Genomic DNA, 14171 nt, shown 5'->3' on the forward strand with positions numbered 1-14171 from the left:
CCTGCCACCGGACGAGTCCGACGCGCCCGGCGCGTGCCGCCCCCGTCGCCCCGCGCGGGCTCACGGGGTCGTGCGCGGGCGACGCAGCACCCCGGCCGCGCCGATGCCGGCGCCGATCAGGAGCACGGCGGAGGTCATCACGGCGGTGTGGAAGCCGTCGGATGCGCTGGCACCGGTCAGGGCGACGGCGCCGAGAAGGGCGGTTCCGAACCCGCCGCCGAGATCGTACGAGATCTCCTCCAGTGCGGCGGCTCCACCGACCTCGTGCACGCCGGCGGAGGAGATGATGAGGTCGTTGGCGGCGACGGCGGAGATCTCGATGCTGAGCCCGGCCAGCGCCGTCGACACCGCGAACACGGCGAGGTCGAGGGGTTCACCCCAGAGCGCCAGCGCTGCCAACGCCCCGCCGGCGAGGACAAAGGTGGCGGTGAGGGCCGTGCGATGTCCCCATCGCCGGAGGACCCGCGGCGAGAGGAACGCGCCGACGATGGTCGCCAGCGCCAGCGGCACGAGGGCGACGGCGGCGTGCAACGGCGTGAGCCCGCGTTCGAGCTGCAGGTAGCGGGCGAACTGCAGCTCCAGCCCGACGAGGGCGAACATCGCCACGGCGATGGCGGCGAGACCCGCGGAGAAAGCCGTGTTGCGAAACAGCGCGACGTCGAGCATGGGCTGCTCGCCGCGGCGTCGGAGCCGTCGCTGTCGGGCGACGAAGGTCCACCCCGACGCGACCGCGACCAGCATCCCGCCGATGAAGACCTCGACGTGATGCTCGGCCAGGCTGTTCGCGGCGACGGCCGCCGTCAGCACCGCGGCGATCGCGAGGCCCTGGCTGCCCAGGTCGGCGCTGCCCGGGCGGTCGGATCGCGACTCCGTCACCCAGACGGCGGCCGCGATGACGACGAGGCCGCCGAGCGGCACGTTGATGAGGAACACCCCACCCCACCAGCTGTGCTCGACGATGAACCCGCCGATGACGGGCCCCGCCGCGGCGGCGGCCGCCGAGGACATCGACCAGATCGCCACGGCACGCACCCGCCGCTCCCGATCCGGATAGGCGACGCGCAGCAGCGACATCGTGGGCGGAAGCACCGCGGCGGCGCCGACGGCCATGACCACGCGCGCCGCGATGAGCGCGGCGGGCGTCCACGCGAAAGCCCCGAGAGCGGAGCCGAGGATGAACACGCTCATCCCGGCCATCAGGAACAGTCGACGCCCGTACCGATCGCTGAGCACGCCGGCCGACAGCAGCAGCGGTGCGATCACGAACGGGAAGGCATCGATGATCCACAGCAGCTCCGCGTCGTCCGCGTGCAGCTCGCGAGCGATGGTCGGGGCGGCGACGTGCAGCACGGTGACGTCGATCGAGATGAGCGCGAGCGCTCCGCAGACGGTCGCGAGCACGCGCCGCGCTTCGCGCGCGGACGGGCTCCGCCCCTCGCGGACGTGCGCCCCGACGTCTTCCATGACACCCATGGTGGCCGGACGCGGCGCGAATCGCGAGAACGGATCCGATCGATTCGGAGCCGCGTCGGCAGGCGGTGCCGGCAGACGGAGGCGGCGCCGCTCAGTGGAAGAAGTGGCGCTCCCCCGTGAAGAACATCGTCACCCCGGCCGCCCGAGCCGCGTCGACCACTTCCTGGTCGCGCACCGAGCCGCCCGGCTGCACGATGGTGCGGATGCCGGCGTCGATGAGCACCTGCGGACCGTCGGCGAACGGGAAGAACGCGTCGGATGCGGCGACCGAGCCGGCCGCGCGGTCGCCGGCGCGCTCGACGGCCAGGCGGCACGAGTCGACCCGGTTGACCTGGCCCATGCCGATGCCGACCGTCGCGAGGCCCTGGGCCAGCACGATGGCGTTCGACTTCACGGCGCGGCAGGCCTTCCACGCGAAGATGAGGTTCTCCATCTCCTCGGGGCTGTCGGGACGCTCACCGGAGACGAGCTCCCAGTTCTTCGCGACCGACTCGATGTCGTCCGGGAAGCGGTCCGCGTCCTGCAGCAGCAGTCCGCCCGACAGCAGCCGGACGTCCATGGGCTCCTGGCGCCAGTCGGCCGGCAGGCGCAGCACGCGCAGGTTCTTCTTGAGCTTGAAGACCTCCAGCGCCTCGGGCTCGAAGTCGGGGGCGACGATCACCTCGGTGAAGATGTCGCGCAGGTTCTCCGCCATCTTCAGCGTGACCGTGCGGTTGGCCGCGATCACGCCGCCGAACGCCGAGACCGGGTCGCACTCGTGGGCGCGCAGGTGCGCCGACGCGATGGGATCCAGCGCGTTGGGCGCCGCCACCGCGATGCCGCACGGGTTGGCGTGCTTGATGATCGCGACGGCGGGCTTGACCATGTCGAACGCGGCACGCAGCGCCGCATCGGCGTCGACGTAGTTGTTGTACGACATCTCCTTGCCCTGCAGCTGCTCCGCCTGCGCGATGCCGTGGGCACCGGCACGCGTGTAGATCGCGGCGCGCTGGTGCGAGTTCTCCCCGTAGCGCAGGGTCGCCAGGCGCTCGGCCTTGATGGTCAGGTGCTGCGGCAGCTCGCCCTCGGCCTCGAGGGTCTCCTCGGCGAACCACGTCGCCACCGCCCGGTCGTAGGCCGCCGTGTGGGCGAACGCGCGCGCGGCGAGCTCCCGCCGCTGCGCGAGCGAGGTGCCGCCGGCATCCAGCGCCTCGACGATCGCAGGATACGACTCGGGCGAGACGGCGATCGCGACGTTGGCGTAGTTCTTGGCAGAGGCGCGCACCATCGCCGGGCCGCCGATGTCGATCTGCTCGACGACGGCGTCGCCGACGGCGCCCGAGGCGACCGTCTCCACGAACGGGTAGAGGTTCACGACGACGAGCTCGAAGGGCAGGATGCCGAGGGCTCCCAGCTGCTCCTCGTGGTCTTCGAGGCGGAGGTCGGCCAGCAGCCCCGCGTGCACGCTCGGGTGGAGCGTCTTCACGCGGCCGCCGAGCGACTCCGGGAACCCGGTGACCTCCGCCACGTCCTTGACCGCGATGCCGGCGTCGCGCAGCAGCGCAGCCGATCCGCCGGTCGACACGATCTCGACGCCGGCGGCATCCAGCGCCTGGGCCAGCGGCAGCAGACCGGTCTTGTCGCTCACGGAGATGAGCGCGCGCCGCACGGGGACGAGGTCACGGGATCGGTAGAGGGCGGGATCGACGGCAGGACCGGCCATGCAGGGCTCCAGTGTTCGGTGTGGATCGGGTTCGGATCTGTCAGGACGAGGGGACCGCGGAGAGCTCGAGCTCCCCGCGGGCGATGGCGCGGACGACATCGATGAGCAGCCGCCGCTCGACCGGCTTGATGCGCTCGTGGAGCGTGTGCTCGGTGTCGTCGGGCAGGACGGCGACGCGCTCCTGCGCGAGGATCGGGCCCGTGTCCACGCCGTTGTCGACGACGATGACGCTGGCGCCGGTCTGCGCGACGCCGGCCGCGAGCGCGTCGCGCACGCCGTGTGCCCCCGGGAACTCCGGCAGGAAGGCGGGATGCGTGTTGATGAGCCGCGGCGACCACGCGTCGACGACGGCGGCCGGAAGCAGCCGCATCAGTCCGCTGAGCACCACGAGGTCGGGGTTCCAGACGCGGAGCTGACGATCGAGCTCCTCCCCCCAGTGCTCGCGGGTCTCGAACTCGCGGAAGGGCACGAGGAAGGTGGGGATGCCGAAAGCCTCCGCGTGGGCGAAGCCGTCGGCCTGGCGGTCCGCCCCCACCACGACGACGCGCGCGGGGAAATCGGGGTCGGCGGCGGCCTCGAGGAGGGCCCGGAGATTGGAGCCGGTGCCCGAGATGAGAACGGCGACCGTCAGCACCCGGTCAGTCTACCGGCGCGACGGCGGCCTCTCGGGAGCGGGCCGGCGAGAACAGCGCGATGGCGGCGCCGACCGCGACTTCGACGCCCACCGTGAACGCGAACGGGCCGGCCGCGGGACCGACCTCGTCGAGGCGTCCGGGGCCGATCGCCCCCGAGGCGCAGGCCGCGAGCAGGGCCGCTGCGGCGGCGGCGAGGACGACCACGGCGACCAGCACCGCCAGCCGCACCGGTGCGGAGTCGGAGCCGGAGGCGGCGACCCCGTCGGCGGCGAGGCGCGCCCGCGCCGCCGCGCCGGCCACGAACCCGATGCCGACGACGAGGAGCACGAGGGCGAACAGCCACGGCGTCGAGCCCTCCGGGACCAGACCCAGCACGGGCAGGCCGGGCACCACGCCCAGTGTCGTGCCGGCCGGCGAGACCGCGGTGCCCGCACCGACGGCGAAGCCCGGACCGGCCGCGAACGCGGCGCCCCAGACGATCAGCGTGGGCAGATAGGCCAGCTGCCCCAGGGCGAGCACGCCGCCGCCGACCGCGTCGACGTGGGCCGCCTCGAACAGCGCGACGACCTGACCGCCGCGCGCGATCGCCGCGACGGCGACCAGCAGCGCGCCGACGGCGACGAGTCCCGTCACCGCGATGCCGGTGCCGCGCGCGGATGCCGCGACGGCGGCGACCCACGGATGCCCCCGGCGCGGGTCGGCGCCGTCGATCCGGTCCCGCACGGCATCCACGAGTCCGTCGTCGCCGCCGCGCCACGCCTCGACGAGGGCGCCGAGCAGTGCGGGGACGGCGAAGACCAGCGTCGGCAGCAGGAGCGCCTGCCAGCCGTAGACCGCCGCGACCGGGGTGCGCGAGGTCGCCCACAGCGCGGCCGCCAGCAGCAGGGTGACCCCCGATCCCGCGGCGACGCCGACGGGCCACGACCCGGAGCGCGCCGCCCGGATGCCCGAGCGCGCCGCGAACACGGCGGTGAAGGTCGCGAGCGCGAGCGGGGCGAGGGAGACGACGAAGGTCGCCGCCTGGGCGGGGATGCCGGCCGCGACGAGGTACTCGTCTCCCAGCACGACGTGCAGCGGGACGAAGTGGCCCAGCTGCCAGATGCGCACGGCCGCGGGCCACAGTGCGCCCCAGTCCGCCGTCCCGCCGAGCCCCACGACCCAGAAGACGGTGAGGGGCGCCAAGACGACGGCGACGCCGACGGCCGCCGCGATGAGGGCATCGACGGCGGAGAGGAGGAGGACGAGCAGGCGGTTCATGCGCGTTCGACCCTACCCACCCCGACCATGTGCGTCGGGTGGACGCGCGGGATGCCGGGGCGGCGGCATCCACTACGGTTCTGGATGGAGGATCCATGCCCGCTACACCCTCGTCCGCCGCCCGCCCCACCCCCGCCGAGCCCACCGGCGCACTCGACCGCTTCTTCGAGATCACCCGACGAGGCTCCACGATCGGCGGTGAGATCCGCGGCGGACTGGTCACCTTCGTGACGATGGCGTACATCGTCATCCTGAATCCGATCATCCTGTCGGGCAAGGCCGACATCGCCGGCAACGAGCTCGCGTTCTCCGCCGTGGGGGCCGCCACGGCGCTGACCGCCGGCGTCATGACGATCCTCTTCGGCCTCATCACCCGGCTGCCGTTCGCGTTCGCGGCCGGGCTCGGCATCAACGCGTTCCTCGCCTTCAGCGTCATCCACGAGGTGACGTGGCCCGAGGCGATGGCCCTCGTGATGATCAACGGCGTCATCATCGTGCTGCTGGCGGCGACGGGGCTGCGAAAGCTCATCTTCGACGCCGTCCCGGTGCAGCTGAAGCTCGCGATCACGGTCGCGATCGGCCTGTTCATCGCGTTCATCGGGTTCGTCAACTCGGGCTTCGTCACGGCGACGGGCTCGAACTCCCCGCCCGTCGGACTCGGCATCGGCGGCTCGGTCGCGTCGGTGCCGACGCTGATGTTCGTGCTGACGCTGCTGGCCACCGGCGTGCTGGTGGCCCGCAAGGTCAAGGGCGGGATGCTGATCGGCCTCGTGGGCGGGACGGTCGTCTCGGTGATCATCGAGGCGATCTGGCACCTCGGCTCGGCGACGGATCACCCCGGCGGCTGGGGTCTGACGATCCCGGCGCTGACCGGATCGCCGGTGAGCGTTCCCGATCTGAGCCTCCTGGGTGCGGTCGACTTCGGATTCGACGTCGGCAAGGTCGGCGTCGTGGCCCTCGTCATGCTCGTGTTCACGCTGGTGTTCTCGAACTTCTTCGACGCGATGGGCACGATGACCGGACTCGCGAAGGAGGCCGGGCTCGCCGACGAGAAGGGCGACTTCCCACGCATCAAGTCCGCGCTGGTCGTGGAGGGCGTCGGCGCCGTCGTGGGAGGCGCGACCTCCTCATCGTCGGCCACGGTGTTCATCGAGTCGGGGTCCGGCATCGGCGAGGGCGCCCGCACGGGCCTCGCCAACGTCGTCACCGGGCTCGTGTTCCTGCTGGCGATGTTCTTCACGCCCCTCACCTCGATCGTGCCGACCGAGGTCGCCGCCGCGGCCCTCGTGATCGTCGGCGCGATGATGATGGCGCAGGTCAAGCACATCGACCTCAGCGACTTCAGCGTGCTGCTGCCGGTGTTCCTGACGGTGTCGGTCATGCCGATGACGTACTCGATCGCCAACGGCATCGGCGCGGGCTTCATCAGCTGGGTGGTCGTGCGTTCGCTCTCCGGCAAGGCGCGGCAGATCAGCCCCCTGCTGTGGGTGGTCGCCGCCGGCTTCCTGATCTACTTCGCCCGCGGCCCCATCGAGCTCCTCCTGACCTGACCCCTCCCTCTCGAGCCGCTACGCCCCGGGCGACCCGCTATCGCGCGGGCGGGCCGCCGCGTGGCGGGTCGCACGCGGAATAGCGGCTCGCGGGGATGGAGATGGAGAAGGGGGTGGATGCTGCGGCATCCACCCCCTTGTCCTACGCGAGGCGTCAGAGCGTCTCGATGATCTCCCGCATGAGGGCGGCGGTCTCGGACGGCGTCTTGCCGACCTTGACGCCGGCGGCCTCGAGGGCCTCCTTCTTGGCCTGCGCGGTGCCCGCCGAGCCGGAGACGATCGCGCCGGCGTGGCCCATCGTCTTGCCCTCGGGAGCCGTGAAGCCCGCGACGTAGCCGACGACCGGCTTGGTGACGTTCGCCTTGATGAACTCGGCCGCGCGCTCCTCGGCGTCGCCGCCGATCTCGCCGATCATGACGATCGCCTTGGTCTCGGGGTCGGCCTCGAACGCGGCGAGCGCGTCGATGTGCGTCGTGCCGATGATGGGGTCGCCGCCGATGCCGATGGCCGTGGAGAAGCCCAGGTCGCGCAGCTCGAACATCATCTGGTAGGTCAGGGTGCCCGACTTCGACACGAGGCCGATGGGGCCCTTGCCCGTGATGTTCGCTGGCGTGATGCCCACGAGCGCCTCGCCGGGCGTGATGATGCCGGGGCAGTTCGGACCGATGATGCGGGTCTTGTTGCCCTTGCTCTTGGCGTACGCCCACGCCTCGGCGGTGTCGCCGACGGGGACGCCCTCGGTGATGACGACGAGGAGCGGGATCTCGGTGTCGATGGCCTCGACCATCGCGTCCTTCGTGAACGCCGGCGGCACGAACGCGATCGACACGTCGGCGCCGGTGGCGGCGATGGCCTCGGCGACCGACGCGAAGACGGGCAGCTCGACGGTGTTGCCGTCCTTGTCGACGTGCGAGACGGTCGTTCCGGCCTTGCGCGCGTTGACGCCGCCGACGACGTTGGTGCCCGCCTTCAGCATCAGCGCGGTGTGCTTGGTGCCCTCACCGCCGGTGATGCCCTGGACGATGACCTTGGAGTCCTTGTTGAGGTAGATAGACATTTCTCTGCAGTCCTGTTCTCGTCGGCGCTCAGGCGGTGGCGGTGGCGTCGGCCAGCTCGGCGGCCTTGTCGGCGCCCTCATCCATGCCCGCGGCGAGGGTCACGAGCGGGTTGTTCGCGGCGGCGAGGATGGCGCGGCCCTCCTCGACCTGGTTGCCGTCGAGGCGGACGACCAGCGGCTTGGTGGCCGCGTCGCCGAGGATCTCGAGCGCCTTGACGATGCCCTCCGCGACGGCCACGCACGAGGTGATGCCGCCGAAGACGTTGACGAACACCGACTTCACCTGCGGGTCGCCGAGGATGACGTCCAGGCCCGCGGCCATGACGGTCGCCGAGGCGCCGCCGCCGATGTCGAGGAAGTTGGCGGGCTTCACGCCGCCGTGGTTCTCGCCGGCGTAGGCGACGACGTCGAGGGTCGACATGACCAGGCCCGCGCCGTTGCCGATGATGCCGACCTGGCCGTCGAGCTTGACGTAGTTGAGGCCGGAGGCCTTGGCCTTCGCCTCGAGCGGGTCGGCCGCGTCCTTGTCCTCGAGCTCCTCGTGCTCGGGGTGGCGCACCTCGGTGGCGTTGTCGTCGAGCGACACCTTGCCGTCGAGGGCGATGATGTTGCCCGCGGCATCCTGGATGAGCGGGTTCACCTCGACCAGGGTGGCACCCTCACCGGTGTACACGTCGTAGAGCTTGACGAAGACGTCGGCGACCTTCGGCGCCAGCTCGTCGTCGAAGCCGCCGGCCTTGGCGATCTCGAGCGCCTTCGCGGCGTCGATGCCGGTCAGCGGGTCGACCTCGACCTTGGCGAGGGCCTCGGGCTTCTCGACGGCGAGCTGCTCGATCTCCATACCGCCCTCGACCGAGCACAGGCTCAGGTACGAGCGGTTGGCGCGGTCCAGCAGCACCGAGAAGTAGAACTCCTTCTCGATCTGGGCGCCCGCGGCGACCATCACGCGCTTGACGACGTGGCCCTTGATGTCCAGGCCCAGGATGGCCTCGGCGGCTTCGTACGCGTCGTCGGGGGTCTTCGCGACCTTGACGCCGCCGGCCTTGCCGCGGCCTCCGGTCTTGACCTGAGCCTTGACGACCACGACGCCGCCGAGCTTCTCGGCCGCCGCCTTCGCCTCCTCAGGAGTGTCGGCGATGATGCCGGGGAGCACCGGCACCTCGTACTTCTCGAACAGGTCTCGTGCCTGGTACTCGTACAGATCCACGTGCAATCCTTCGCTGGGCGTCAGTGGGTGTCGTGCCGAAGGGTTCTCGGTATCGGAACAAAAGTGCCGAAACAATCTCGATATCGAGAGATCGACCGATCCCCCAGCTTAGTCGACGCGCCGAAGAGCTCCGACCGCGCGGAGCCCGCGTCACTCCTCTCGCAGGTGCCCGCGATCGCCGTCGGCGCGGCGTCGCGACCGGCGCGGTTCGGTCGGCAGATCGGTCACGGCCGGCCCCTCGATCCGCGTGCCGTCGGGGGTGAAGCGCGAGGCGTGCAGCGGGCAGTCCCACGTGCAGTCCGCGTCGTTCCACGTCAGGACGCCGCCGAGGTGGGGACAGACCGCGCGCACCGCGCGGGTGCGGCCGCGCACCGTCGAGACACCGACGGGAACGCCGCCGCGGGAGGTGACGACGCCCTGGCCCTCGGGCGGGCGCGGCACGGGCGCGGAGCGTCGTTCGGCGTCGATCCAGCCGGATGCCGCGAGTCGCGCGACCTCGGCGTTCTCCCGTCCGCCGCGAACAAGGTCGGCGGGCACCGTCAGCCGCGTGCCGAAGGTCCGCATCCAGGGCGAGCGCTCCCGCCACGGGACGTCCGTGATCTCCGCGGCGAGCCGCAGCGCGGCGGCCGGCGCGAGCGCGAGCCCCCATTTGCCGTAGCCGGTCGCGAACGAGACGCGACCGCCCCCGCGGGGCAGATGCCCGATGAAGGGGATCAGATTGTGGGACTCGTAGTCCTGGGCCGACCACCACGTGACGGGCTCCGCGCCGGGGAAGTGCGCGCGGGTCCACGAGACCAGCTCGCCGACGGCCGCGCTCTCCGACGGCTCCCGCCCGACCGGGTGCCCCTCGCCGCCCACCACTAGCCGCGCACCGGCGGGACCGTCGGAGGCGGTCACCGATCGGAGCGAGCGGGTCGGACCGTCGACCGACAGGTACAGGCCGTCGGGGACCTCGCCGGGCACCGCGAACGCGACGGCGTAGCTGCGCAGCCCGCGGGTCTTGGCGAACGTGAGGCCGCGGTCGACGATCGGCGTGCCCGTGGCCAGCACGATGTGCCCGGCCGCGATGTCGCCGGCATCCGTCAGCACCCGCGCCTGCGGGAACACACGCACCCCGGTGGCACGGATGCCGGTGTGCACCGCCCCGCCCTCCGCGAGCAGGCGCACCGTCAGCGCGCGCACGAGCGCATACGGATCGATCGCGACCTGGTCGTCGAGAGCGACGGCATCCACCAGCGGAAACGGCACCGCCTCCCCCGCGGGCGGACGTCCCCGCCGCACGGCGAGCCCGGCGTCGACGGCCGCGGCGGCCTCGTCGGCGACGATCGCCGCGCCGGCGCGTCCCTGCGCGTAGGAGTACGCCGTGCGACGCGTGTACGGGACGCCTTCGGCGTCGGCGAACGCGATGATCCACGCGGCGCCCTCGCGGTTCGCGTCGACGTACGCGCGTGCCAGACCGGCCGGATGATGGGCGCGCAGGCGGGACAGCACGCTCCCCTGCAGCAGCGACAGCTTGCCGGTGTTGCCCCCGCTGGCCAGGGCGCCGGGTCCGGCAGCATCCACCACCGTCACGCTGCGCCCGGCTCGGCGCAGCAGCAGGGCGGTCACGAGGCCGGTCAGCCCCGCCCCGACGATCACGACGTCGGCGGCGCGGGGCGCACCCGCGGTCGTGGGGACGGGGTCGGCGTCACGACGCCACAGCGATTCCATGGTGCCCACGCAATCCTCCGCGACGCCCGCGGGCAACCCGCTTGACAGCGCACGTGCGAGCGGCGGGGGCGCGTTAGGCTCACGGGCATGACCGACGCAAGTCCCACCTCCGCTCGCAACGCCGTCGTCGCCGCTGCGCTGGACCTCTTCGTCGCGCAGGGGTTCGAGGCGACGTCGGTGGAGCAGATCGCGCAGGCCGCGGGGGTCTCCCGCTCGACGTTCTTCCGCCAGTTCGGAGGCAAGGACGACGTCGTCTTCAGCGACCACGACGTCCTCCTCGCGCACCTGCGCGCGTCGCTCGCGACCGGCACGCACGGCGCCGGCACGAACCCGTGGGCCGCCGCGTGCGCCGCCTCGGTCGAGGTGTTCCGTCACTTCGCGGCCGAGCCGGAGCTCGCGCGTCGCCGCTACGCGGTCGTCCGCCAGGTGCCGGCGCTGCGCGATCGGGAGATCGTGACCGTCTTCCAGTACGAGCGACTGTTCGACGACTACCTGCGCTCGGCCCTGCCCGGCCTCGACCCGATCGACGCGGTCGCGTTCTCGGCGGCCGTCACGGCGGTCCACAACCACGTTCTGCGCCGGCTCCTGCGCGGCACCGAAGACATCCCCGAGTCGGTCCTCACCGACGCCTACGACGAGCTCATGCACCGCTTCGGCGTGCATCCCGACGGCGAGCGGGCGCAGAGCGACGACGTGGTCGTCGCGACGTTCCCCCGCCGGATGCCGATGGCCGAGGTCGTCCGGCGTCTGCGCGACGAGCTCTGACCGCGCGCCGCCTGCCTGCGCTGCCTGCCCGCCCGCCCGCCCGCACGCCCGAACTGCAAGGGCTCGCGCGCGGCGCGCCGCGATCGCGGCACCCCGAGCGGCGTGTCGCGCGGCAGGCCTTGCAGTTGCGGCGGGGGCGCTTTGGCTGCGCGGGATGACGGGGCGCGGGGCGTTTCGACTCGCTGCGCTCGCTCAACGACCGGGGTGGCGCGGGATGCCGCAGGCGCGGGGCGTTTCGACTCGCTGCGCTCGCTCAACGACCGGGGGGGCGGCACAGCGGCCCGCCCGAACTGCAAGGGCTCCCGCGCGGCGCGCCGTGATCGCGGCCTCCCGAGCGGCGTGTCGCACGGCAGACCTTGTAGTTGCGGCGCGGATGCCGGGGTGGGTTCGGGCGCGGGATGCCGGGGGTGGTGGCGCGGGATGCGGGATGCGCCGGCTCGGGACGCGGCAGGTGCGGGGCGTTTCGACTCGCTGCGCTCGCTCAACGACCGGGGGGCACGCGGCGGCCCGCCCGAACTGCAAGGACTCGCGCGCGGCGCGCCGTGATCGCGGCACCCCGTGCGGCGTGTCGCCCGGCGGGCCTTGCAGGTGCGGCGCGGGGTGCCGGCGGCGGGGGTGCGGGCGCGGGATGCCGCAGGCGCGGGGCGGTTCGACTCGCTGCGCTCGCTCAACGACCGGGGGGGCACGCAGCGGCCCGCCCGAACTGCAAGGGCTCCCGCGCGGCGCGCCGTGATCGCGACATCCCGAGCGGCGTGTCGCGCGGTGGGCCTTGCAGTTACGGCGTGGGATGCCGCAGGTGCGGGGCGTTTCGACTCGCTGCGCTCGCTCAACGACCGGGGGGCACGCAGCGGCCCGCCCGAACTGCAAGGGCTCGCGCACGGCGCGCCGTCATCGCGGCACCCCGTGCGGCGTGTCGCGCGGCAGGCCTTGCAGTTGCGGCGCAGGACGCGGCGCGGGACGCCGGCGCGGGGCCGCAGGCGCGGCGCGTTTCGACTCGCTGCGCTCGCTCAACGGCCGGGGGCGCGGCGGGCGGGCGGCGGGTCAGGCGGTCTCGCCGGAGGCGACCGTCTCGGCGAGCGCGTGCACGCGCGGCAGGTGGTGTGCGCCGTAGAAGTCGGCGGCCGTCAGCCGGGCGGCATCCGCCTCGTCCGCACCCTCGTCCGCCCCCTCGTGGGCCGCGACGGCCACGACGGCCAGCGCGTGCATCCACCCGCCGGCCAGCACGCCGAGGAGCATGAGGTACGGCACGCTGACGGCGTGGGCGTCCCGCGGCGAGGAGCCGAACGCGACCATCGCCGCGGTGGCGCGACGGGCGGCATCCACGGCCCGCTCGAGACGGTCGGCCGTGCGCGCCGCGACGTCGCCGCCGGCGGCCCGCAGGGCGTCGACCGTCCGCTCGATGTCAGCGAACAGCGCGGCCGCCGTAGCGCCCTGGTTGCGGATGACCTTGCGGCCGATGAGGTCGTTCGACTGGATCGCGGTCGTGCCCTCGTAGATCGGCATGATCCGGGCATCGCGGTAGTGCTGCGCGACGCCCGTCTCCTCGATGAAGCCCATGCCGCCGTGCACCTGGATCGCGTCGCTGGTGAGGGCCACGGCATCCTCGGTCGACCAGCCCTTCAGGATCGGCACGAAGAACTCGGCCATCGCGAGCACGTCGGCATCCTCGGTCTGCTCGGCGCGGTCGAAGAGGTCGGCGACGTACACGCCGAGGGCGCGCATCGCGAACACCTGACTGCGCATCGACAGCAGCAGCCGCCGTACGTCGGGGTGCTCGGCGATGGGCGCGGCCCCGTCGCGTCCCAGCACGCGCCCCTGTATGCGGTCTGCGGCATATGCGCGCGCCTGCTGCAGGGCGCGGTCTGCGATCCCGGTCGCCTGGAACCCCATGGCGATGCGTGCGGAGTTCATCATGACGAACATGCCCGCGAGCCCGCCGCCGACCTCGCCGACGAGATAGCCGCTGGCGTCCTCGTAGGAGAGCACGCACGTCGGGCTGCCGTGGATGCCGAGCTTGTGCTCGACCGCGACGGTCGTGACGGCGTTGCGGGCACCGAGCGATCCGTCGGCGTCGACGAGGTACTTGGGGGCGACGAACAGCGACAGTCCCTTCGCGCCCTCCGGAGCGCCGGGGGTGCGCGCCAGCACGAGGTGCACGATGTTCTCGGCCACGTCGTGGTCGCCCCAGGTGATGAAGATCTTCTGCCCGCGGATCGCATACGTGCCGTCGCCGCGCGGGGTCGCCGTCGTGCGGATCGCCCCCAGGTCGGTGCCGGCGGCCGGCTCGGTGAGGTTCATCGTGCCAGTCCATTGCCCCGACACCAGCTTGGTCAGGTACGTCTCGCGGAGTTCGTCGGAGGCCGCGGCATCCAGGGCGTGGATCTGCCCCGCGGTCAGCAGCCAGCAGAGCGCGAAGGCCGCGTTCGACGCGTTCCAGATCTCGCCGAGGCCCGCGCGCACCGCTCCCGGGAGCCCGTCGCCCCCCGCCGAGGCCGGCGCCTCCGCGCTGACCCATCCCGCCTCGACGAACGCGGCGTAGGCCTGGGCGAAGCCGTCGGGCAGCCGGACCTGGCCGTCGACGAGGCGTGCGCCCTCGCGGTCGCCGACCGTCTGCAGCGGGGCGAGCACGGATGCCGCGAACTCCCCGGCGCCCGCCACGATGTCGGCGCCGTCCTCCGCGGTCAGCTCCTCGCCGGTGGCGCGCGCGACGATGTCGACGCCGAACGCCTCACCGAAGAGGAAGGCGTAGTCGGCGGTGGGGGCCTGGTAGTCGGCGGCCATGGGGGCTCCTCGGTTCGGGCGATACTCAGTGAGA

At 72.7% G+C, this 14171-nt stretch carries 10 protein-coding genes; 2 read left to right on the forward strand and 8 right to left on the reverse strand.

Features of this window, described 5'->3' with window-relative positions:
- Nucleotides 1-60 precede the first annotated feature (60 nt).
- The 4 genes from MHO01S_RS03825 to MHO01S_RS03840 form a co-directional block, all read right to left on the reverse strand.
- Nucleotides 61-1464 carry an MFS transporter gene (locus MHO01S_RS03825; RefSeq protein WP_167626501.1) on the reverse strand — a complete coding sequence of 468 codons (1404 nt, stop codon included), beginning with the start codon at nt 1462-1464 and terminating at the stop codon, nt 61-63.
- Nucleotides 1465-1564: 100 nt separating this feature from the next.
- Complete coding sequence (gene purH / locus MHO01S_RS03830; protein WP_061781852.1) at nt 1565-3175, reverse strand: bifunctional phosphoribosylaminoimidazolecarboxamide formyltransferase/IMP cyclohydrolase; 1611 nt, start codon at nt 3173-3175, stop codon at nt 1565-1567.
- Nucleotides 3176-3215: 40 nt separating this feature from the next.
- Nucleotides 3216-3809: a phosphoribosylglycinamide formyltransferase gene (gene purN / locus MHO01S_RS03835; RefSeq protein ID WP_061781853.1), complete on the reverse strand. Its 594-nt coding sequence runs from the start codon at nt 3807-3809 to the stop codon at nt 3216-3218.
- A 4-nt stretch (nt 3810-3813) separates the two neighbouring features.
- Nucleotides 3814-5067, reverse strand: coding sequence for a cell division protein PerM (locus MHO01S_RS03840; RefSeq protein WP_061781854.1), 1254 nt, complete (start codon nt 5065-5067; stop codon nt 3814-3816).
- Nucleotides 5068-5162: 95 nt separating this feature from the next.
- Between MHO01S_RS03840 and MHO01S_RS03845 the strand changes: the two genes are divergently transcribed.
- The gene (locus tag MHO01S_RS03845) at nt 5163-6617 is read left to right on the forward strand and encodes an NCS2 family permease (RefSeq protein WP_060960725.1); all 1455 of its coding nucleotides are present in this window, start codon (nt 5163-5165) and stop codon (nt 6615-6617) included.
- A gap of 154 nt (nt 6618-6771) precedes the next feature.
- On the opposite strand, the gene sucD is transcribed toward MHO01S_RS03845, so the two are convergent.
- From sucD to MHO01S_RS03860, 3 genes are all read right to left on the reverse strand, one after another.
- Nucleotides 6772-7674, reverse strand: coding sequence for a succinate--CoA ligase subunit alpha (gene sucD / locus MHO01S_RS03850; protein WP_060960724.1), 903 nt, complete (start codon nt 7672-7674; stop codon nt 6772-6774).
- 28 nt (nt 7675-7702) lie between these two features.
- On the reverse strand, nt 7703-8881 hold the full coding sequence (gene sucC / locus MHO01S_RS03855) for an ADP-forming succinate--CoA ligase subunit beta (protein ID WP_060960723.1): 1179 nt from the start codon (nt 8879-8881) through the stop codon (nt 7703-7705).
- Between the two features lie 150 nt (nt 8882-9031).
- Nucleotides 9032-10591: an FAD-dependent oxidoreductase gene (locus MHO01S_RS03860; protein WP_061781855.1), complete on the reverse strand. Its 1560-nt coding sequence runs from the start codon at nt 10589-10591 to the stop codon at nt 9032-9034.
- An 87-nt stretch (nt 10592-10678) separates the two neighbouring features.
- Between MHO01S_RS03860 and MHO01S_RS03865 the strand changes: the two genes are divergently transcribed.
- Nucleotides 10679-11356, forward strand: a complete 678-nt coding sequence (locus tag MHO01S_RS03865) for a TetR/AcrR family transcriptional regulator (protein WP_061781856.1) — start codon at nt 10679-10681, stop codon at nt 11354-11356.
- Nucleotides 11357-12397: 1041 nt separating this feature from the next.
- Here the strand turns inward: MHO01S_RS03865 and MHO01S_RS03870 are convergent.
- A complete protein-coding gene (locus MHO01S_RS03870) occupies nt 12398-14137 on the reverse strand; it encodes an acyl-CoA dehydrogenase family protein (RefSeq protein ID WP_061781857.1) in 1740 nt (579 codons plus the stop codon).
- Nucleotides 14138-14171 lie beyond the last annotated feature (34 nt).

Source organism: Microbacterium hominis NBRC 15708, assembly GCF_001592125.1.
GTDB lineage: Bacteria > Actinomycetota > Actinomycetes > Actinomycetales > Microbacteriaceae > Microbacterium > Microbacterium hominis.